The organism is Marinirhabdus gelatinilytica (assembly GCF_003353425.1).
GTDB classification, from domain to species: domain Bacteria; phylum Bacteroidota; class Bacteroidia; order Flavobacteriales; family Flavobacteriaceae; genus Marinirhabdus; species Marinirhabdus gelatinilytica.
The window spans coordinates 610,750-633,261 of sequence record NZ_QRAO01000001.1 but is presented as its reverse complement, the minus strand read 5'-3'; the positions used below and the strand labels follow the sequence as shown (position 1 = coordinate 633,261).

Below are 22,512 nucleotides of genomic sequence, written 5' to 3'. Positions count from 1 at the left end.
TTTTATGATATAATGGGGTATTTGCGCTTTCTAATGAATGCTATAATACAAATACAAATAATCACAGCTACTGCAACGTACACCCAGTTAGGTATAGGCACCGGATCTCCTGTGGCATAGCTGTGCAAACCAGAAAGGTAGTAGTTTACACCATAGTACGTCATAATTACTGAAGCCAATCCAAAAATGGTCGCTACGTTATAGGCAAACAATCCGCGTAATTTTGGAATCAAGCGCATATGTAGGATAAACGCATAGACTAAAATAGTAACCAATGCCCACGTTTCCTTGGCATCCCATCCCCAATAACGACCCCAGGACTCATTGGCCCAAACACCGCCTAAATAAGTACCTACACTTACCATAAACAACCCACCTATTAAGGTAAGTTCACTTATATATGACATTTCTTGTACAATACGTTTTACTCGGGTCTTGTTCTTTTCTGAAATGAACATCAGCAATATTAAATTGATGAGCCCTATAATAGCACCCAACATCAAGAATCCATAGCTTCCGGCTTCCAAAGACACGTGGATGGTAAGCCAATACGATTTTAAGACGGGAACCAGTGGTGTGATTTCCGGATCCAAGAAACTGAGCATAGACACAAATAAAATAGTGCCTGCCAATACCATGGTTGCCGCTAGACCTCCAAAAGATTTACGGGTAAATAAAATTCCGGCAAGTGTTGAGGTCCAAGCGATATAGATCATAGATTCATAACCATTGCTCCAGGGTGCCCTACCGGAAACATACCAGCGCATTCCTAGCCCGATGGTATGCAATACAAAACCAAGGACTACCAATCCAAAGAGTACATAGTATATCTTCTTCAGTTTCCAATTGGGTTTAAACACCGAAACAAACAGAAAGAACAATAAAGCAAGTGCCAATAGCATATACCAACCTGCCAATCGTGAGAACACGTTCATTTTATTCAGGGCTATTTCGGTATTGATCTTTGCCTCAGAAGGCATCACGGCACCACCGCTATTTTTTTGATAGGCTTTCAATTCTTCCAACAGGTGTCCTACATGAGTATAATTGTTGGTTTGGGTTGCTTTTTTCAGTTCGGTTCCATAGGCATTAAAAAACTTACTGGCCACAGCACTGTGGTTATGGCCATCATCATGGCCATGATTGGTATATCCTTCCCAAGTATTGTTGGGATTGTTTGGGTTGGGAATAATTTTCAGCAAACTACCCGAAAAAACCATGCTCAAAATATTGAGACGTTCATCTATTTTAATGAGTTCCTTGGCATAGGTACCACGGTCCTTCTGTTCCATGGCATAGATGCGCCGCACCTCATCACGCAGTTTGTATTGTCCTTCGGTATCGAAAAAATCTTTGTACGATGCATAATCTCCCGAAACATTCAACAATTTTTGGATCTCTTGGTTTTTACCCAATTTCACAAGCTTGACCCCATACCAATCCTGCTTGTTCACAAACATACTTAGCAACACTTGGTCCGCCGTGAGGCCATCCCAACTTTCTTTTCTGGAGATTTTACGGAGCAACTCGCGGGAGAGGGTGTGCACGGGTTTCATTCGCCCTTTAAAATCCTGTACTACCACAGTACTAAAGGTTTCGGCGTGCGCTTCAGAAACTGCCGAATTTACGTGGTTGCCCTGTGCCATACTAGATGCAGAAAGCATACAGAACAATATAAACACGAACGTTCCGCTCTTGGCTCTTATCTTCTTTATTTTTTTTCGGACTTCATAAAAACGGGTTCTTTTGCTGAAGAGCGTCCAAATCATTCCCAAGGTGAGCAAAGCATAGCCCAAATAGGAAATTATTGTGCCCCACCAATCGCTGTTCACACTCAGATACGTTCCTTTTTCGTCTTTATCAAAGGACGATTGGAAGAACCTGTATCCATCGTAATCCAAGATGTTGTTCATATAAATACGGTAGTCCATATTCACGTTTTCATTGGGATCCAAAACAGTTACTTCGCTGGCATAGGAGGATGCACTATTGGTCCCGGGATATTTCTCCAACTGAAAATCTTTTAATTGTATTGCAAAGGGAACGGTAACTTCCCTGGCTCCATACGAGACCTTCATTTGCAGGCTTTCAAAAGAAAAGGGAGTGGTTCTTCCTGGCAGCCCTTTCATTCCGTACACATAATTTTCTTGGGTATTTCCGTTTACTGAAATAGTAAGAAACAGTGCAACCATACTATCTCCTTTAACTTTGGGATCTTCAGAGGTAATGGCTACTGAAGCATTGGGCTGAAATTCAGAAAACACAAAATTATTGGCACCATCCGAATACAACGAACGTAATTTTAGGGGTACATACCCACTAGAGCCGCCAATGGTGTCTTTTTGTTGGGTAGCCATAACGGTTTGGGTGAGGGTCCTTTCTGAATTTATGAAAAGAGCTTCGTCCTCATATTTCAAGTTAATAGCCCCTGGCATTGTACTTTCCTTAAAATTGTAGGTCAAGTTCCCTATACGACGTGTTTGCCCTTTTTCAACAAAATATTCCTCCCGTCCTTGCGTTCCAGCGACAACCAGCTTAAGGGCTGGTTGTCCGTCTTCACTCGTAGTGAAAGTTTGCTTAGGGTTTGGGACAAATTCTTTAAGTTGAACCTCAATAAGATCATTCCCAATTAAATACGATTCCTCAAAAGTATTGGTTCCCAAAGAAGCGAATAGCACGGGCTCATCAAATGTATAGGTTGTCCCATCTTTTTGCACTTCAAACTTGAGAAAGGTCTCCGCCGAAAGGAAAGAGCTGGCCGTATTGTTTTCCCGTATGTGCATGACCCCTTCAAAACCAAAGTAACGTGTCACCCCTGCCCCAATCAAAATAACGATGATCGATGCGTGGAAAAGCAGCAAGGCCCATTTTTTCTGCTGGATCATTCGGTATTGATAAATATTGAATATAATCGTTGCGCCAAACAAGAAAAGCAGCAACTCGAACCACCTGGCCCTATATACCACTTTTTGAGCAGCGCTGGTTCCAAAGTCATTCTCAATAAAAGTGGCGACGCCTATGGCTGCTGCGAAAAGAATAAAATAAAGTCCGGCCGCACGGGTGCCCAAAAACTTCCTAATTATTTTTTTAAGTTTCAAGAATATAAACTTTTTATGTTTTCACTAAGTAAAACGGTAAGATACTAATTGTAGTGCAGAACCATTACAAGTACTCCTACAATTTGGCTCAAATAATTTTAAAGGCTAATAGAGTTTTATTACTTTTTCAAAAATCTCTTAAACACAGGACCAGAAAGTGTCTCAAACTCAATAAAATAGTTTCCCGCTTTTAATATTGAGATATCTACATCATACTGTACCTTTTTAGTTCCACTTTCTAAAACAGTTTGTCCTAAAATAGAATATATCTTGTATGCCTGAACAGTCTCTTTTGGGTCATTTATATACAACATATCTTCTGAAGGGTTTGGGTAGATCGAAATAGTTTCAGAAAAAGTATTTTCAGCAGTTCCAAGAGGTTTTTCTATGGTCGTGACATAGGTATTGGTAACTATAGCCTCATTGAAGTCGAAGAAAATTTCGGCTGAATTGCTAAATGAATCGCCAAGTTCCAATGTGGGAACTGTCTTGATTTTAAAAAGAACAAAACCATCATTATCCGCATCGTTGAAAGGGAGGTTGATATCCTCAAATATAAACTCTACTGTATTATCTGTAATTTGGGTTACAAAATCGTGGCTAGCGTTAACCGGTTTCAAGCTCTCTAGCTGGAATAAGTCTGTATCTATTTCATCCACAACAACAACATCTTCTGCGGGGAAGTTTCCTGTATTTTCAAACCGTATAAGGTAATACATATAGCTGTCTACTTCTTGGGGAGTGATGGTCTCACCCTGCAAACAGGTAATATCATTGGGATCAAAAGAGCCTACAACAATTTGGTCTAGCGTGAATATATTATCCACAGGGTTTGCATCACCCGTTATAGGGTTTACGGTTGCTGTAAAAACCAAAACATCATCAATGTTTACGGGAAAATTGGGGTCTGTGGGCGTGTTTATAGTAAATGTAAGGTTTACCGTAAAACTTTGGAAAGGCATTAAATCACTAAAATTCCAGGTAAAGCTATTGCTTGTAGAAGCATCAAAAGGAATATCAGACTCTAAAAAGGTCATTAAGTTTTCAAGATAGATAATTGTTACATCACCGCTAAGAACCTGGTTACCAACGTTATTTACGATAAGTTGGTAGGTAGCATCAAATCCAGGGCGTGCTGGTGTTATGGGGCTTATTAGTACTTCAAGATCATTGGTTACCGAATTTGCAACAAAACATATATCCTGCTCAAACGGACTAGGATCGGTTGGAAATGAAACAGTGAAGCTTGCAGGGTCAACATCGAAAAGAGCTGGATCTACCGAAGAAGGGGTTACGGTGTACGTGCCTTCTTCAACGGGAATATAATACATTCCGCTACCATTGGCTATGCCCGTGCTTGTATCTGTGCCGTTGGTAATACTGTAGTTCATAAAAGGTACCACGGGGTCTGTGCCTGCACAGCCATCCATATCAAAATCGAAACGCGACATTCCTTGTATTTCAAAAATATCACCGCCGAGATCGGGGCAAGAGCTGCTTACGTTTACATTATTATAGCCGTTATTTACTAGCCAAGTTTGCACATCTGTGAGTTGAACTTCATCGGCACATACAAACTGCAAGTTGGGCAGGTTATCTATGTTAATATTGAAAAGTGACTCTATACTTCCGTTCTTAAGAAATAAATATTCCAGGTTTGGGTTGTCGTTAAACGTACCCCAGTTAAGGTTCATGCACTCATTCAAATCTATTGCGGTAAGTAAATTGTTGGAAAGGTGGATATTTACTATCTCATTATCTTGAGCGAGTATTAAATCTTCCAGCACATTATTTTGGGCGTACACAATGGTTGTATTGGGCACCTGTGATAAATCAAGAGTTTGCAATTGATTGTTGCTTAATAACAACGTGAAGAAAAATGGGCAGTTGGACATATTAAAACTACTAATTGCATTACTCTCGGCATTAATAGATTGTAACAAGGGCAAGTCCTGGACAGAGAGCGATGTAATCTGGTTAAACTCAACATTTAAATTGCTAAGACTTACCGCTCCTGTTACATCTACGGTAGTAATATTATTATTATCTGCAAAAACAGAGCTCAAATTTGCTAAGCCACTTAAATCTAAGCTGGTAATCGCACTGTGTGCACAGTGCAAATCCTCTAGCGCCGTACATCCTTGAACAGTAAGTGTAGCCATTGCGTCGTTACTTGTGCAGGAAAGATCCGTAAGACTGGTCAAATTACTTACATCCAGCCCTGTTAAATTATCACTGTAGCTAATATCCAATAACTGTAAAGAGCTTAATGTGCTTACATCTATAGTAGTAAAAGGGTTTCCAAAAGCCCAAAATATCTCTAAACTTGAAAGGCCTGCAACATTTACTGTTGTGAGATCGTTGTTGCTAAAATCCAGGTATTCTAGATTAGTAAAGGCCGTCCCGTCAAAGACCGTAATATTGTTTAGGTTTACTTCCAGACGTGTGAGATTGCTGAAATTTTCCAACCCCGTTAGGTCGCTAATGTTACTGGATTTGATGTCCAATTCATAAATAGCTAGGGCTTCGGCTACATCTATTTCACCATCGGCATTGGTATCTATGGCCACAGAATCTCCATTAATGTCTGAAGCAACAAAATTATTGGCATCTGCTGTTAAGAGTTTGTTTTTAAGTTCTACATCTGTAAAATTTATGATCTGCGCTATCGAAGTAGCAGACATCCATAGACACAAAACTGCAATTAAATATTTTTTCATAATATGCGTATTATCTGGTTAGCAAAAATTCTTTTATTCTTTTATAAACTGTAATACCTCTACACCCTTTTCAGAAGCTACTCTTAGAAAATAAGCTCCAGACTGCAAACTGGAAATATCTAGCTCAGAAGTGTTCTTTGTTTCCATAAATACCGATTTACCTACAAGGTCCAGTATTTCAATGGAAGCAATTTCAACTTGGTTGTTATGTGCTATGTACAAAATATCTTTTGAAGGGTTTGGATAGACCGAAATAGTTTCAGAAAAATTATTTTCAGCTGTTCCCAACGACTCCTCTATGGTAGTGGTATAGGTATTGGTAACGATGGGGAAATTGAAGTCGAAGAATATCTCCGCACTGTTGCTGAAACTGTCGCCCAACCCAAGGCCGGGAACCGTCTCTATCTTGAAGAGCACGAACCCGTCGTTATCTTCATCATTGAAGGGAAGGTCTATTCCCTCGAAGATGAACTCGACCTTCTGGCCCGTCACCCTCGTCACAAAATCGTGGCTCCCATTCAGCGGGCGCATCGTCTCCACATCAAAGAACTCGGGATCTATCTCATCGACCACAACGATGTTCTCCGCGGGGAAGGTCCCCGTGTTCTCAAAGCGGATGAGATAGTGCACATAACCGCCAACGGCCTCCGGGGAGATCGACTCCCCCTGCAGGCACCTTATATCATTGGGGTCGAAAGAGCCCACGACCACCTGGTCCAGGACGAACTGGTTGTCCAGTGGCGTCTCATCGCCGGAAAGGGGCGCAATGTCCGCAGTGAACACCAGTACGTCGTCTATGTCCACGGGCGGGGTGGCAGTGGGTGCGTTTATGGTGAACACGATATCTATGGTACGGGTCTCGAAGGGAAGCAGGTCCACAAAGTCCCAGGTGTAGCTGTTCAGGGTCTCCGAATCGAAAACGGGGTCGGAGGACACGTACGCCATCAAAGGCTCCAGATAGGTAATGGTGACGTCACCGGACTGTACCTGGTTCCCCTTGTTGCTGTAGGAGATGCGGTAGGAGGCATCGAAGCCGGGCCTCGCAGGCTCCAGCGGGATGATGGTCACGTCAAGGTCTGGGTGGACACCGTCCGCGACCACACAGAAATCCTGGGCGAAAGGACTTGGATCTGTGGGGAAGTTCACTACTAAGTTTGAAGGTGTTATGGTAAAATATTCTGGAACTTCCACTTGTGGGGTGATAGTATAACTGCCTTCGGGGACTTCAATAGAATAGGCTCCACTATTATTAGCTATAAAACTACCGCTGGTTGTACCGTCGGTAATGTCAAATTGAAGATAGGAAACCGGAGGATCTGTGGCATCACAACCGTTTGCATTAAAATCGTAATTTGAATTTCCAGCTACTGTATAAAATGTTCCTCCTGGAGTAAAGGAACAGTATGTGTTCAGGTTTGTATCGTACTCGAAGAGCATGATTAAATCAAGGATATTGTTAAACTGTTCTTCGTCACAACAAATATATTCCAGATCTGGATTTCCACTTATATCTACAAATTCATCTGTACCGTTTTTCAGAAATAAAGTTTCCAGTGCGTTATCGTAACAAGATAGCTGGGTAAGGTTGGGGCATTCAGAAATATCGAGGGTCGTTAAATTACTTTGGGCCACGTTTAAAATTTGCAGATTTGTGTTATTGGCAAGGGTGATAGAATCGAAGGCATTATCTGTAGCATTAACTATCTCAAGACTTGCCATACCAGAAAGGTCCAATGCTGTAATTTCATTGTCGAAACACAAAAGCGATTCAAGATTGGGACACCCCGTTACGTCCAGGGAAGTAAGGTTGGAAGTAACACATTCCAAATAGGTAAGATTGGGCAACGAGCCAAGGGTTAAGCTGTTTAGGGGTCCATAAGCAACAATAAGGCTTTCTAAGTTTACAGCAGGGCTGGCATCTAGGGAAGTAATCTGGTTGCTACTAAGGGAGAGTTCGGTAAGACTAGTGAGACCCGACAGGTCTACAGTGGTTAAATCGTTACTAAAGGCCCTAACAGTGTCTAAATTTGTAAGACCCGTGATATTGATCGTTTCCATCTCGTTATTGGAACATTTCAAGACTTGTAGATTACCCAACGCAGTAAGATCCATGTCGTTAATAATGTTCGAAGTACAATCTAAGAGCGTGAGGTTCGAAAAATTTTCAATCCCTGCTACACTTGTAATGAGCTGGGTATTTATGTCCAATTGATACACTGTCAATGCTTCAGAAACCTCGATTTCACCATCCCCGTTAGCATCTATCGCTATGGCATTTCCGTCTATGTCTTTAGCAATACCGTTGCCAGGACTGGACACTACCAATGCGTTCTTGAAGTGACTATCCGGAAAATTTATGATCTGCCCACTTGCCGAAAAGGCTGAAAAGAAGAATACCGTTAAAAAAGCTGCGAGGTACATTTGTTTCATCAATAGTGATTTTATGTGTTCTAAAAATATAACAATCCAACAGTGAAAACTCCTGAAAGCTTGCTGCAAAAGATTTCAGATTAATACGAAGAAATCTCCATAAAAAAAGCCTTCCGAAAATCGAAAGACTTTAATTTACAGCTATTTAATTAATTTTTAGTGTTTTTTTAATACAAAAAATAGCACAAATGACCCTTTACACATCTATTATTGTAACATGGCTTTGATGATGATATCTCTATATAAAGCGAGATAAATCTTCCAGCACGGCCAGATTCGCTTACGTATTTTCTGTGAAAAACAAGTGTTGGGATCCCGCTATGCAGCGGGATGAATGGGCTAAATTTTTGAGAAAAATATTAGCTTATTCACTTCTGCATGTTCTTGGCTTCAATGCTCAGGGTGGCGTGTGGCACCAGTTTTAAGCGCTCTGGATTTATAAGTTTCCCCGTTACACGACATACTCCGTATGTTTTGTTCTCTATACGGATAAGCGCGTTTTTGAGGTCGCGAATAAACTTCTCTTGGCGAATGGCAAGTTGTGAAGCGGTTTCCTTGCTCATCACCTCGCTACCCTCGTCAAAGGCTTTAAAAGTTGGTGAGGTATCATCGGTACCGTTATTGGAATCGTTCTTATAAGCGCTTTCAATCAATTCCAGTTGCTCTTGTGCCTTCTTTATTTTTTCGTTGATCAACGCTCTAAACTCTTCAAGTTGCGAGTCGTTATATCTGTTTTTTACATCTTCTGCCATAATTCAGTTCTTTTTAATTTCCAATCGGGTTACAACATCGTCAAACGATATTTCGGTGCCTTTATCTACTTGTGGCACAAACTGCAACTCATTGGTTAGGGTTTCTTGTTTTATATAATCAATATTCTGTTCTACTGCCGGTATAAGTGTGCTGTCTTCCTGTAACGTTACACCTATTTTGTCGGTTACTTCAAAACCAGAGTCCTTTCTAAGGTTCTGGATACGGTTTACCAACTCACGGGCTATCCCTTCATTTTTAAGTTCGGGAGAAATGGTTACGTCTAAAGCTACGGTAATTCCATCGGCATTGGCAACGAGCCAGCCCTCAATATCCTGGGAGCTTATTACCACATCATCCACTGTTAAGGTAGTGTTTTTTTCATTAACGGTCACCGTGATCTCGCCTTCTTTTTCCAGTTTAGCGATTTCATCTTGCCCAAATTGCTGAATTACAGCGGCTACCGCTTTCATTTCCTTCCCGAAACGAGGGCCCAATTTTTTGAAATCTGGCTTGATCTGCTTCACCAAAATTCCTGAACCTTCATCTATCAATTCTACTTCCTTTACGTTTACCTCGCTCTTTATGAGGTCTGAAACTGCTTCAATCTCTTGTTTCGTTATTTCATCCAAAACAGGTACCATCACCTTTTGCAAAGGTTGTCTCACCTTTATCTTCTCACGTTGACGTAACGACAATACCAAGGAAGATATTGTTTGGGCACGTTGCATTTTTCGTTCCAGCACCTTGTCTATCAACGAAGTATCGGCTTTTGGGAAATCGCTAAGGTGAACAGACGCTTCTACAGCGCTCAACGTGACACCGCTAGTTAAATCCCTATACAGTCTGTCCATAAAGAATGGGGCTATGGGTGCTCCCAACTGTGCCACAGTAACCAAACACGTATAGAGTGTCTGGTATGCTGAAATTTTATCTTCGGCATAATCGCCTTTCCAGTAACGTCTTCGGCTCAAGCGCACAAACCAGTTACTTAGGTTTTCCTGTACAAATTTTGAAATAGCACGCGCTGCCCTTGTAGGTTCATAGTCGCCATAGGCTTGGTCAACTTCTAGTATCAAGGTGTTCAATTCTGAAAGGACCCAACGGTCTATCTCGGGTCTTTTTTCTGAAGGAACATCGGCTTCGGCATATTCAAAATTATCTAAATTAGCATATAGACTGAAGAAACCATAGGTATTGTAAAGCGTTCCGAAGAATTTGTTGCGTACCTCGGCAATCCCATCGATATCGAACTTTAGGTTATCCCATGGATTGGCGTTGCTTATCATATACCAACGTGTGGCATCTGGACCGTATGTTTTTAACACATCGAAAGGGTCTACGGCATTGCCCAAACGCTTGGACATTTTATGGCCGTTCTTGTCCAGCACCAAACCGTTGCTCACTACGTTTTTATAGGCTACATCGTCAAAAATCATGGTAGCTATGGCGTGCAGGGTGTAAAACCAACCACGGGTCTGGTCCACACCTTCAGCTATAAAATCGGCTTTGCGCCAGGTTGCTTCAACTTTCTCCTTGTTTTCAAAAGGATAATGCCATTGTGCATAGGGCATAGAGCCGCTATCGAACCACACATCGATCAAATCTGCCTCACGCTTCATAGGCTTTCCACTTTTAGAAACCAAGACGATATCGTCCACGATGTTTTTGTGCAGGTCTACCTTGTCATAGTTTTCTTCGGAATAATCGCCCACAGTAAAGTCTTCAAAAAGAGCTTTTGGCATCACTCCAGCTTCAACAGCTTTCGCCATTTCAGCCTTTAATTCTTCTATGGAACCTATGACTATTTCTTCCTTTCCATCTTCGGTACGCCACAAAGGAAGTGGGATACCCCAATAGCGGGAGCGGCTCAGGTTCCAATCGTTAGCATTGGCGAGCCAGTTGCCAAAACGGCCCTCACCCGTAGCTTTGGGTTTCCAGTTTATGGTTTCGTTCAGCTCGTGCATGCGGTCCCTAAACTCGGTCACCTTGATGAACCAAGAGTCTAGCGGATAGTACAGGATAGGTTTATCGGTTCGCCAGCAGTTTGGGTAGCTGTGCACGTACTTTTCAACGTGGAAGGCTTTGTTCTCGGTTTTCAGCTTAATGGCTATTTCAACATCCACACTTTTTTCGGGGGCTTCCCCATCGGCATAATATTCATTCTTTACATATTTGCCTCCCAAATCGCCCAACTCTGGACGGAACTTTCCTTGCAGATCTACCAGTGGCACCAAGTTTCCATCTTCATCCTCCACCAACATAGGCGGGACTTCTGGCGTAGCCTGCTTAGCTACCTGCGCATCATCCTGCCCAAACGTTGGGGCCGTGTGCACAATACCTGTACCGTCTTCAGTAGTTACAAAATCACCAGCGATGACACGAAATGCATTTTCTGGGTTGTTGTGTGGTTTCGCATAATCTAGCAGTTGCTCGTAGTGAATGTCTACCAAGTCTGTTCCTTTGCATTCGCCCACAATCCTAAAAGGGATTTTTTTATCGCCTTGTTTGTATGCTTTTACTACTTCTTCATTATCGGTCTCTTCGTACTTTCCGCCAAATTGCTTCCCTACCAAATTCTTGGCCAGCACCACGTAAATGGGCCGGAATGTATATTGGTTATAGCTTTCCACCAACACATATTCTATCTTGGGTCCAACGGTGAGTGCCGTATTACTTGGCAATGTCCACGGCGTAGTAGTCCAAGCCAGGAAAGATGCCTCCCCCGAGCCTTCGGCGGGAGGGGAAACCTTAAAGGCGTCCCATATAGAATGCCCCTCTTTTGGGGTACGCGGACTTTTAAACTGAGCCACCACCGTAGTATCGGTTACGTCTTGGTAGGTTCCCGGTTGGTTCAGCTCGTGTGAGCTGAGACCCGTTCCCGCTTTTGGCGAATAGGGTTGTATGGTATAGCCCTTATAGAGCAGCTCTTTATTGTAAATCTGTTTGAGCAACCACCAGACCGTTTCCATATATTTAGGCTTGTAGGTAATATATGGGTCTTCCATATCTACCCAATAGCCGTAGCTTTCGGTTACTTGGTTCCAAACATCGGTATAGCGCATTACGGCCTTTCGGCAGGCTTCGTTATAGGCTTCGACGGAGATTTTCTTGCCGATATCCTCCTTGGTGATGCCCAGTTCTTTTTCTACACCCAACTCAATGGGCAACCCGTGTGTGTCCCAGCCTGCTTTTCGATCTACCTTAAAGCCTTTTTGGGTCTTGTAACGACAAAAGATATCTTTTATGGCGCGTGCCATGACATGGTGAATCCCCGGAAGGCCGTTGGCACTTGGCGGGCCTTCAAAAAACACGAATGGTGTGGCTCCCTCACGAATGGCAATACTCTTTTCGAAAATTTGTTCCTTTTTCCAAAAATCGAGTATGTCCTCGCCCAGTTTTGGGAGGTCCAAGCCTTTGTATTCTTTGAATGTGTTGCTCATGCTTCGGTGTGTTTTAATAAGGGTGCGAATTTACTAATTTTTTCGGTAAATAATATTCGGTTATTGCCTTATCTATGTTAGGGTTAGGTTACTTTTTGTTTATAAAAAAAGCCACTCGAAAACGAGCGGCTTTTTAAAATTTCAGGATTGTCTCGTTTTATTGTCTCAAAAATCTCATTTCTGCAATAATATCTGCATCACCATCTGCTGTGGTAGTGGTTTCCATCTTTGTTAAACGCAATTCATTTTCGTTGAACAAGGCCACATCCCAGGTACCATTTACTATATCTATAGGGAACTCTTGTATCACCTGTATGTCACTGTTTACATTGGCGAATGTAATGGTTTGTGCATTAGTGCCTATGCTGTAAGTTCCCTGTTCGTTCTCCAAGTCAATTATCACAGGGTCTGAAGGAACGGGTGCCCCTGCAACTGTAACCTCTGTTACTATACGAAACTGTCCATCCAATAACATAGTGCCATTTTCAGTAAAATCCACCACTGTCTGAAAGGTATCCCCTACACCATCTATAATAACAGTTGTAGGGAACCCAGCTACCTCACCCATAATTTCCGCATTCATAGTAAAAAAAGTAAGGTCGTGATTACCTGCTAGGTTCGTGTTACTGAATAAAAAAGCCTCTTGTTCGTTATTATCGTCGTCACTTTTACAGGCCACTAAAGTTGCCACGGCCATAAAAGCGATTACAATTGTTTTTAAGTTTTTCATAATTGATTTATTTTGGGCAAATATATGCTTATTTATACTAAACTTTCCAAAAGCCCAAAATATTGTTTGAACAAGTAATTCACTATTTTTTCTATCTTTAGCAACCTACCAAATACCATTTATCTTGAAAAAAATCTATTTGCTGTTTTGCCTTGTAGCTCCAACATTATTTGCCCAAGATTATGTAGACCTATTACGGATAGGCTACGGGCAAACCTTTAACAACGATTTTGAAGGTACTGCAAACAGTACTTTTGTGAAATCTTTTGATGCCGACCTTACTGTACCCATTGTCTTGAACGACGATCACGCCGTTATCACGGGAGCAGTCTACAACCGTAGCAACCTCCAGCTACAGCCTGAAGGCCCGTTCACTTCCCTTCACAGCACAATAATAAAAGTGGGGCTGGCCTCTACCTATAACGACCGCTGGAGCAGTACCGTGGTGTTTTTGCCCAAAGTAGCATCAGATTATGTGAACAGTACGGGCGAGGATTTCTATTTTGGAGGGGTAGGATTGCTGAAATACCAAAAAACCGAACACTTGAAATACCGCTTTGGGCTCTACGCTTCTACCGAAGCCTTTGGTGTGTTTACCACACCCATCGTGGGGTGGTACTATTTGAGCCCCAACAATAAATTTGAAATGGACGTATCGCTCCCCATTGCCGTAGACATAAACTACACTATGGACATTATAACATTAGGGATGGACTATGTAGGAATTGGCCGAAGTTTCCGAATTACCGAAAACGACGCCAATGTGTATGCCGACGTGACCGAACTGAACTTTGCTACCTACCTACAATTCAACGCGTTGCAAAAAAGCGTGCTGCTACGGGCTAAGTTTGGGTACTCCAGTAGCAATTATGAACTGTACCGCAATGGCGAAACCATTGATCTGGGGCTTTCGGCATTCAGTTTTGGGGACGATCGTGAGCCGCTAAATCCTGAAATTAGTGGCGGACTCTATCTTAAATTTGAAGCTATTTATCGTTTTAATATTTCAGACAAATCGCCTGCCACACCTGTATTGGACGGGGATGAATAAAATGCTCCCCCTACCTGCACAACAAAGTAAAGCTACAAAGGCTAAAGGTAATGGTGTTGCATTTTCAAAAACTTCTTTATCTTTAAACTATGGAGCGAAAGTGTGTAGAATGTGGCGATAAATTGATAGGGCGTGCAGACAAGCGGTTTTGTAGCGATGCCTGCCGCAACGCATATAACAATTCGTTGAACAAAGACGGTAAAAATCTGTTGCGGAACATAAACAACAGGCTTCGTAAAAACTACCGCATCTTGGAAGCGTTGAACACAAAGGGCAAAACCAAGGTAAAAAAAGAAACCATGCTAAAGCACGGTTTCAATTTTAAGTTCTATACCAGCCAGTACGTTACCAAAACCGGCAGTGTATATAATTATGTGTATGACCAAGGCTATTTGCCCTTGGACAACGATTGGTACTTGCTGGTAAAGACGGAAGTGATCCTTTAAGAACGGATATTGAACCGCTCAACTGTCAAGGTTTACTTCCACGTATTGCCTTTCAATTCCAATGCAGCTTTTAAGACATCTTTTTGGCTAATGAGGCCTACCAACTTTCCTTCTCGCACGATGGGAAAACGGCGGCGTTTGGCATTCAGGAATTTATCAGCGGCATCAAAGACGTTCATTTCACCATCTATGGTCTCTACCTCTTTCACCATATGGTCCTCTACTTTTGCATCCTGCATGGGGTGATTGTGGTAGCGACTGGTGCTTATCTGTTTCATACAATCACCTTCAGAAATAATACCCACCAGTTCATTTTTTTCGTTCACAACAGGACCTCCGGATATCTTTTTCTTTATAAACGTGTTCATCACTTCCAGCACGGTCTGTTCGGGCCTAAAGGTGGTCAAGTTGGTGCTCATATAGTCTGAGACCTTAATATTTTCAGAAGAACCTTTTGTTGCCTTGGCACGTTTGCCTATATAACTTTTAATTGCCATAACTTCATTTCTTTAGGGTAAGATACGTAAAAAAACCATTGCTTTGTGTTAAGGAAATTTCAACTGAATTCATTTTTACTGAAATGTTGTACTTTTAAAACACCAAAACCAACCCTATGAAATTCCTCTCCGGCATCCTCTCTTTTTTACTCGTTCTGTTCTTTATTTGGTATAGCTTTTTTAGTTTAATGCCGAACGAGGGCGTAGATGCCAGCGCTCCACCAACCGAATTTTCAACCCAACGTGCCCTCACCCCCCTAAAGGAAATTTCCAAAGCGCCACATTACCACGGTAGCGAGGAACATACTCGAGTACGTGCGTTTTTATTAAAGGAATTACAGGCCCTGGGGCTTGAGACCGAGGTACAGGAAGGCTTTGTGCTAAACAAAGGCTGGCGAGGTTTGGACCGCCCCAAGAATATTATTGGCGTTTGGAAAGGAACAGGAAACGGAAAATCGCTTGTGTTACTTTCGCATTACGATAGTGCCAAAGTTCCCAGTTTTGGTGCCAGCGATGCAGGAAGTGGCATTGTTACAATCCTAGAAAGCTTGCGGGCATACAAAGCCGCTGGCAAACAGCCCAAAAACGATATTGTAGTCCTTTTTACCGATGCTGAGGAAATTGGGCTAGATGGTGCCCAGCTGTTCGTAAACGAGCACCCACTGGCCAAAAACGCAGGTCTCGTGCTTAATTTTGAAGCCCGTGGAAGTGGTGGCCCCAGTAATATGATCTTGGAGACCAACGGCGGGAATGCCAATCTCATAAAAGCGTTTGTAGCCGCTAATCCTGAGTACCCCGTTGCTTCATCCTTGATGTACAGTATCTATAAAATGTTGCCCAATGATACAGACTCTACCATATTTCGTAAAGACGGCGATATAGATAGTTTTTTCTTCGCGTTTATAGACGACCATTACGACTACCATACCGCCAACGACACCTATGAACGATTAGACCGAGAAACACTACAGCACCAAGGAAGTTACCTATTGCCATTGCTTCATTATTTTGCAGAGGCAGATCTTTCCACCCTAAAGGCCGAACAAGATCACGTGTACGTAAACGCTCCTTTTGTAAAGATGGTCACCTACTCTTTTTCATGGGTCATTCCTATGCTCGTGGTTGCGGTGGCACTATTTTTAGTGTTGCTTTTTTATGGGTTTTCAAAAAGAAGACTACAAGGGAAAGCAGTGGGCAGAGGTTTTGGAGCACTGCTACTATCACTGGTTATTTGCGGTGCTCTAGGCTATTTGGGCTGGATGCTATTAAAAGCTATCTATCCCCAATATACCGAAATACAGCACGGTTTCACATACAATGGCCATTGGTACATAGCATTTTTTGTACTACTCTCAACTGCCATCACTTTTAAAATATACCGAAAGTTTAATTCCAAAAAAGCAGTTGCTAGCTTTTACGTGGCACCGCTAACCCTGTGGCTCATTGTGAACGCAGCCGTTGCAATATTCTTAAAGGGTGCTGCGTATTGGATCATTCCTATATTTTTTGGGTTGTTATCCCTTTTTGTGCTGCTGAAACAGGAAAAGCCGAGTCTGATTTTCTTAACATTATTGGCTGTTCCCGCACTTTCGTTTTTTGCGCCGCTCATTCAGTTTTTTCCTGTGGGATTAGGTTTGAAGATGTTGGTGATTAGTTGTGTATTTGTCGTATTGCTGTTTGGGTTGTTGGTTCCCGTTTTTGGGTTTTATCGTTGGAAAAACATGATTGCTTTGGGAAGTTTCCTTTTTACGGTCGTATTATTCTTTGTGGCCCACGCCAAAAGTGACTTTACCGAAACCCGCCAAAAGCCCAATAGCTTGGTATACTATCAAAATACAGATACCAACGAGAGCTTTTGGCTTACTTACGACAAGGTTCTAGACCCCTGGACCCAAGGATACTTGGGTGAAAACCCCGAAAAAGCCAGTAAATACGTAACCAGTGCCGCAGGAAGTAAATACAATACAGGTTATAGTTTTGCAGCCAAGGCACCTTCCAAGAACATCGCACCCTTGGAGCTAAGACTGGAACAGGATACCACCCTGCAAAATACAAGGAAGGTAACATTTACTATTATTCCAAAGAGAGATGTCCACGAAATAGGGCTGTATACAAACGCTGAAACACAATTTGAAACCCTTTCATTTAATGGAAAGATTGTTCCCAAAGACACAACGGATAATGCTTTCCACAACCGTAAAAGCAATATGCTATTGCGTTATTTTGTGGCAGATGAAGATTCGCTGGAAGTTTCTTTTTCGGTTCAAAAAGATATACCGCTCAACTTTCAGGTGTTGGAGTATTCTTACGACCTGCTTGCGCACCCTCAGTTTTCTATCAACAAAAGACCTAAGCATACTATGCCAAAGCCCTTTGTTAATACCGATGCAGTGGTGATACACCGTAGCTTCGTGGTGGACGACTTGATGCTTGAGGTTGAAAAAGCTACAGATTCATCGATGGTATCCCCAATTTCGGTTGAATAAGGTATATCTTCAATTCTTTAAAAAACCAAGCTTGAAACTAGAAAATTTCAATTTATGATAATAGGCATAGCCGGATTGGGCTGGTTGGGGAAACCCTTGGCCGCCAAACTAAAAACACTGGGACATACCGTAAAGGGCACGGCAACATCGTTACAAAAAGCTACGTCCCTCCAACAAAAAGGATACAACGCTTTTCCTCTAGAAATTACTGAAACTGGCGTAAACGGAGAGCCTCAAGCCTTTCTTGAAAATCTAGAGGTGCTCATTATTATGATACCCCCAGGGTTACGTAGAAATACCGGGGCCGATTATGTGCTGAAGATGACCCGTTTTTTGGCTGAAATTGAAATGGCGAAGGTTCCCAAGTGTATCTTTATAAGTAGTACCTCTGTGTATGGTGACGAGCAGGGTACCGTAACCGAGACCGATGTTCCAAAACCCGAAAATGAAGCAGGCCGTCAACTGAAACAAGTGGAGCAATTATTTTTTACCGCAAGCCCAGCTACCAGTATAGTAAGGTTTGGAGGCCTTATAGGTGGCTCTAGACAGCCCGCACGCTACTTGGCCGGAAGAACCGATTTAAGTGGAGGTAACGCCCCTGTGAACCTGATACACCGTACCGATTGCATTGCCATTTTGGTTGAAATATTAAAGCAACAAGCCTTCGGCCATATCTTTAATGCAGTACATCCCAACCACCCCTTGAAAAAGGACTACTATACCAAAAAAGCCAAAGAATTGGGATTGGACCCCCCACAATATGCCAAAAATGAGGACAGGGGTTTCAAACAAGTGGGTTCGGTTACTTTAGAAAAGATTTTGAATTATACGTTTCTAGAGGATATTTGAAAACGAATTAGTTGATGATTTGATGTGCTTAGATTTAATGAGCACTTGGATTACAACCCCCTTCCAACTCAAGGTGGGAATTATACTATTTCTTATAAAAAAAGGAGCCCAAGATGGACTCCTTTTTATTTTTTTATTTTTCGGTATTACCAAATACGCACCCTGTCTTCTGGGGCTACGTACATAGGATCGCCTTCCTTAATATCAAAAGCTTCGTAAAAAGCATCAATATTCTTTAACGGTTCCGTGGCACGGTACATACCTGGAGAGTGTGGGTCTGTTTTAATTTGTGTGCGCAATGCTTCATCACGTTGCTTGGTTCTCCAAACTGTTGCCCAGCTCATAAAGAAGCGCTGCTCTGGAGTAAATCCATCGATTTTTCCAGGGCGGCCGTTTTCTTCATAAAATTTCTGAAGGCCGTCATAAGCACCTAACAATCCACCAAGATCACCAATGTTTTCTCCTAATGTAAATTTACCGTTAATGAACACACTGTCAAGCACCTCTACCTTGTCATACTGCTCAGCCAAGGCATTTCCTCGCTGGGTGAATTTTTCAAGGTCCTCATCGGTCCACCAGTTTACCAAGTTTCCGTCACCGTCAAAACGGGCACCGCTATCATCAAAAGCGTGTGAGATTTCGTGACCGATAACGGCTCCTATTCCACCGTAGTTCACCGCTTCGTCTGCTTTGTAATCGTAGAAAGGTGGTTGTAGTATTGCAGCTGGGAATACAATTTCGTTATTGAAAGGATTGAAATATGCGTTCACCGTTTGGGGCGACATACCCCACTCCGTCCTATCCACAGGCTCGTTTATCTTATCCAAGTTGTCCTTGAATTGCCATTCGCTTACGGCCATCATGTTTTCGTAATACGAATTTTCTGCCTTTACATCCATAGATGAGTAGTCTTCCCACTTGTCCGGATAGCCAATCTTAACTGTAAATTTGTTCAGTTTTTCTACTGCTTTGTTCTTGGTTTCCTCACTCATCCAATCTAGGTTCATGATTCTATCTTGGTATGCTTCGATTACGTTAGCAATCATTGTTTCAGCTTTTTCCTTTGCTTCTGGAGGAAATTTTTCATCTACGTACAATTGTCCCACAGCTTCTCCTACGCTTCCGTTAACTGTTCTAAGAGCACGCTCGTCTGCTGGTTTCTGTTTCTTGGCACCACTTAAATACTGGCTGTAGAACTCCCAGTTAGCGCGCTCAATTTCGGTAGAAAGGGCTCCTGCGGCACTGTTCAATGTTTGCCAGCGCATTACTGTTTTCCAGGTATCGATGTTTTTCTGGGATAAGGTATTTTGAACCGTTTCCATATACTTGGGTTGCATTACGATAAGCGTATCTACCGTCTTGGTAACTCCCAAATCTTTTAATGCTTCTTGCCATTGTATGGCGGGTACCATGTTTTGCACCTGCTCCATACTCCTTGGGTTGTTAAAGTTTCTGAAGTCACGGCTTGCCACTTTGTCCAGTCTTGGCTCTGCCAGCTTGGTTTCAAAAGCCAAGATAGTTTCAGCTTGTTTGCGAGCTTCTTCTTCGGTATCGCCCAAGTACTGTAGCATTCTTGTAATATGGTCTACGTATTTGTCGCGAATCTCGATAGACTTTGGATCTGTATTGGTATAGTAATCACGATCTGGAAGCCCTAAACCACCTGGAGTTAGGTAGGCCGAATTCATTGCACTATTGCTAGGGTTGCTAAATGCTGCAATCCCAAAGAAAGGTTGTGAAATTTCGGTTGCACGGGTGGTCATTACCTTTTGGAAATCTTCTACGGTTTCAATGCCGGCAATGGCGTCCAAGGCTGGTTGTAACGGTTTGATTCCCGCTTCGTTCCTAGCCACAGTATCCAATTCTGAAGAGAATATGGCCAAGGCTTTGGCTTGGTCTGTCTCTGGACCGTACTTTCCACTTTCCTTAGCATCGTTTAATATTTTCAATACGTCCTTATCGGTTGATTTACGTAACACCCCAAAACCTCCCCAACGTACTTGGTCGTCTGGAATTTCGGTGTTTTTCATCCAGTTTCCGTTTACGTAATTGTAGAAATCTTTTTTGGGACTCACGGTGGTATCCATATTGGAAAGGATAATACCTCTTTCCTCGGTATCGGCCTGGGCCATGTCTTTCCCTTTGTCCTTATCGTCGCAAGAAGTAACCACTAGGGCCAAGGCAGCAACAGCAGCAAAGGAGGTTATGATGTTTTTTTTCATTTTATTGGTTTATTTAATAGTTTGGATATAGGTATTGAAACTGCTATAAATGTTACAGTTAATTATTATTATCTTCTAATTCGGCTTTGTAGACCGAGTCCAGAAATTTCTGTTGTTTTTCCAGTTCCTTTTTTTCGGTTTCCTTGAGTTGTTCGTCGATTTTTCCTTTTCTGAACTTTCGGTTCATCTCGATAAAAAGGTTTTGCACCGCGGTATTCATTTCCTGTAAGTTGGTCTCCAGCCTTAGCGAATCTGCATTATGCTCCTTTGCCAATTGCCCTAAAAGCTTTGCCCTTGTGTTAACGAGTATTAAACGAGCGTGGACGGGACGTGTATCTATAGAATCTGGGATGTTGAGCAACAGGGAGTCGGTTTGCTGGATCAATTGCTCAGCTATATTGCCAATGGCTGGCTTGGTCTTCCCCTTGAGTCTCTTTGTGTTTGTTTCGAAATCTTCAAAAACCGACCACGCAATGGCCTGTGTTCTTGCGGCTTCCGAAAGGCTTGGCAATTCAGGCAGATGGCTTCCATAAACTATGTTCTTTTCTTCAGTATTGGTAACGGGTAGTTGTTCTTCTGAAGAGTTTGCACACGCTACCATCACATAAAGTATTGCGAAAGCCCATATAGGTAAAGAGATCTTACATTTCATCGTAAAAGGCTGTATGGCGCAAATATAAGTGTTATAGTACTCCCAAAAGTTAAAGCTATGTAAAATTGATACAGTGTAGAATGTGTATCTTTACGATTGAAAATTTTAACCCTGATAACTACACAAAGTAACTATGAAAAAACGTATCCTCATTATTGGTGCTTGCGGGCAAATAGGTACAGAGCTTACTATGGCGCTACGAAATATGTACGCTCCCCACAAAGTAATTGCCAGTGACATACGGGAGGGAGACGATGAAATGATGAAAAGCGGCCCCTTTGAAATATTGGATGCTACAGATTATGAGGCGGTACAGGACATTGTTATTAAATATGAAATTACCGATGTATACTTGATGGCCGCAATGCTCTCTGCCACTGCAGAGAAATTCCCTATGCGAGCCTGGAATTTGAACATGAACTCTCTCTTTAACGTGCTAAACCTGGCAAAGGACGGAAAGATCGATAAGATTTTTTGGCCCTCTAGCATTGCGGTCTTTGGCCCCACTACCCCAAAAATCAATACCCCACAACGTACCGTTATGGAACCAAGTACGGTATACGGGATAAGCAAGCAAACAGGAGAACGCTGGTGCGAATATTATTATAAAAAACACGGAATAGATGTACGAAGCATACGTTACCCCGGGCTTATAAGCTATAAGACCATGCCAGGGGGCGGCACTACAGACTATGCCGTGGATATTTACCACAAGGCAATTAAGCACAACCAATATATTTGCTTTCTGAATGCCGAAACCACACTACCTATGATGTATATGGACGATGCCATTAAGGCTACCATTGGTATTATGGAGGCGCCTTCAGGAAATATAAAGATTAGGAACTCTTATAACCTAGCCGCTATGAGTTTTAATCCCGAAGAAATTGCAACGAGCATTAAAAAGCAAAAGCAAGATTTTACCATAACTTACGAACCCGACTTTAGACAAGCCATAGCCGACTCTTGGCCCGAAAGTATAGACGACTCCCACGCTAGGGAAGACTGGGGATGGGAACACGAGGTAGAGCTCGATGAGATGACGAGTATAATGCTTAAAAATTTGGACTGAAAAGCTCCCGAAATATATAACTCCCAACCATGTTCACATGATTGGGAGTTTAAAATAAACGCACCT

14 protein-coding genes are annotated in these 22,512 nt (G+C 42.4%); 5 read left to right on the top strand and 9 right to left on the bottom strand.

The annotated features are described in order from the left end of the window. Positions 1-2: 2 nt before the first annotated feature. The 6 genes from ccsA to C8D94_RS02745 all read right to left on the bottom strand — a co-directional run bounded on the left by ccsA (position 3) and on the right by C8D94_RS02745 (position 13,171). Positions 3-3,098, bottom strand: coding sequence for a cytochrome c biogenesis protein (ccsA, locus tag C8D94_RS02770; RefSeq protein ID WP_245946174.1), 3,096 nt, complete (start codon positions 3,096-3,098; stop codon positions 3-5). 119 nt (positions 3,099-3,217) lie between these two features. After that, positions 3,218-5,818: a DUF7619 domain-containing protein gene (locus C8D94_RS02765; protein ID WP_115122365.1), complete on the bottom strand. Its 2,601-nt coding sequence runs from the start codon at positions 5,816-5,818 to the stop codon at positions 3,218-3,220. A 33-nt stretch (positions 5,819-5,851) separates the two neighbouring features. Next, positions 5,852-8,248, bottom strand: coding sequence for a DUF7619 domain-containing protein (locus C8D94_RS02760; protein ID WP_115122364.1), 2,397 nt, complete (start codon positions 8,246-8,248; stop codon positions 5,852-5,854). Between the two features lie 368 nt (positions 8,249-8,616). Continuing rightward, positions 8,617-9,000 carry a TraR/DksA family transcriptional regulator gene (locus C8D94_RS02755; protein ID WP_115122363.1) on the bottom strand — a complete coding sequence of 128 codons (384 nt, stop codon included), beginning with the start codon at positions 8,998-9,000 and terminating at the stop codon, positions 8,617-8,619. A 3-nt stretch (positions 9,001-9,003) separates the two neighbouring features. Continuing rightward, on the bottom strand, positions 9,004-12,441 hold the full coding sequence (gene ileS / locus C8D94_RS02750) for an isoleucine--tRNA ligase (RefSeq protein WP_115122362.1): 3,438 nt from the start codon (positions 12,439-12,441) through the stop codon (positions 9,004-9,006). A 157-nt stretch (positions 12,442-12,598) separates the two neighbouring features. Continuing rightward, a complete protein-coding gene (locus C8D94_RS02745; protein WP_115122361.1) occupies positions 12,599-13,171 on the bottom strand; it encodes a hypothetical protein in 573 nt (190 codons plus the stop codon). A gap of 124 nt (positions 13,172-13,295) precedes the next feature. On the opposite strand from C8D94_RS02745, the gene C8D94_RS02740 reads away from it, so the two are divergent. Both C8D94_RS02740 and C8D94_RS02735 read left to right on the top strand, forming a co-directional pair. Further along, a complete protein-coding gene (locus C8D94_RS02740) occupies positions 13,296-14,222 on the top strand; it encodes a hypothetical protein (protein ID WP_115122360.1) in 927 nt (308 codons plus the stop codon). Positions 14,223-14,311: 89 nt separating this feature from the next. Next, on the top strand, positions 14,312-14,668 hold the full coding sequence (locus tag C8D94_RS02735) for a hypothetical protein (protein WP_115122359.1): 357 nt from the start codon (positions 14,312-14,314) through the stop codon (positions 14,666-14,668). Between the two features lie 32 nt (positions 14,669-14,700). On the opposite strand, the gene C8D94_RS02730 is transcribed toward C8D94_RS02735, so the two are convergent. Further along, a complete protein-coding gene (locus tag C8D94_RS02730; protein WP_115122358.1) occupies positions 14,701-15,165 on the bottom strand; it encodes a CBS domain-containing protein in 465 nt (154 codons plus the stop codon). A gap of 116 nt (positions 15,166-15,281) precedes the next feature. Here C8D94_RS02730 and C8D94_RS02725 point away from each other — a divergent pair, with 116 nt between their 5' ends. Continuing rightward, the gene (locus C8D94_RS02725; RefSeq protein ID WP_115122357.1) at positions 15,282-17,651 is read left to right on the top strand and encodes a M20/M25/M40 family metallo-hydrolase; all 2,370 of its coding nucleotides are present in this window, start codon (positions 15,282-15,284) and stop codon (positions 17,649-17,651) included. A 54-nt stretch (positions 17,652-17,705) separates the two neighbouring features. Beyond that, positions 17,706-18,500 carry an NAD(P)-binding domain-containing protein gene (locus C8D94_RS02720; RefSeq protein ID WP_115122356.1) on the top strand — a complete coding sequence of 265 codons (795 nt, stop codon included), beginning with the start codon at positions 17,706-17,708 and terminating at the stop codon, positions 18,498-18,500. 146 nt (positions 18,501-18,646) lie between these two features. On the opposite strand, the gene C8D94_RS02715 is transcribed toward C8D94_RS02720, so the two are convergent. Then, complete coding sequence (locus tag C8D94_RS02715) at positions 18,647-20,722, bottom strand: M13 family metallopeptidase (RefSeq protein WP_115122355.1); 2,076 nt, start codon at positions 20,720-20,722, stop codon at positions 18,647-18,649. A gap of 58 nt (positions 20,723-20,780) precedes the next feature. Beyond that, a complete protein-coding gene (locus tag C8D94_RS02710) occupies positions 20,781-21,374 on the bottom strand; it encodes a hypothetical protein (protein WP_147278484.1) in 594 nt (197 codons plus the stop codon). Between the two features lie 133 nt (positions 21,375-21,507). Between C8D94_RS02710 and C8D94_RS02705 the strand changes: the two genes are divergently transcribed. After that, entirely contained in the window at positions 21,508-22,446 is a 939-nt protein-coding gene (locus tag C8D94_RS02705; RefSeq protein ID WP_115122353.1) for an NAD-dependent epimerase/dehydratase family protein, read from the top strand. Positions 22,447-22,512: the final 66 nt, after the last annotated feature.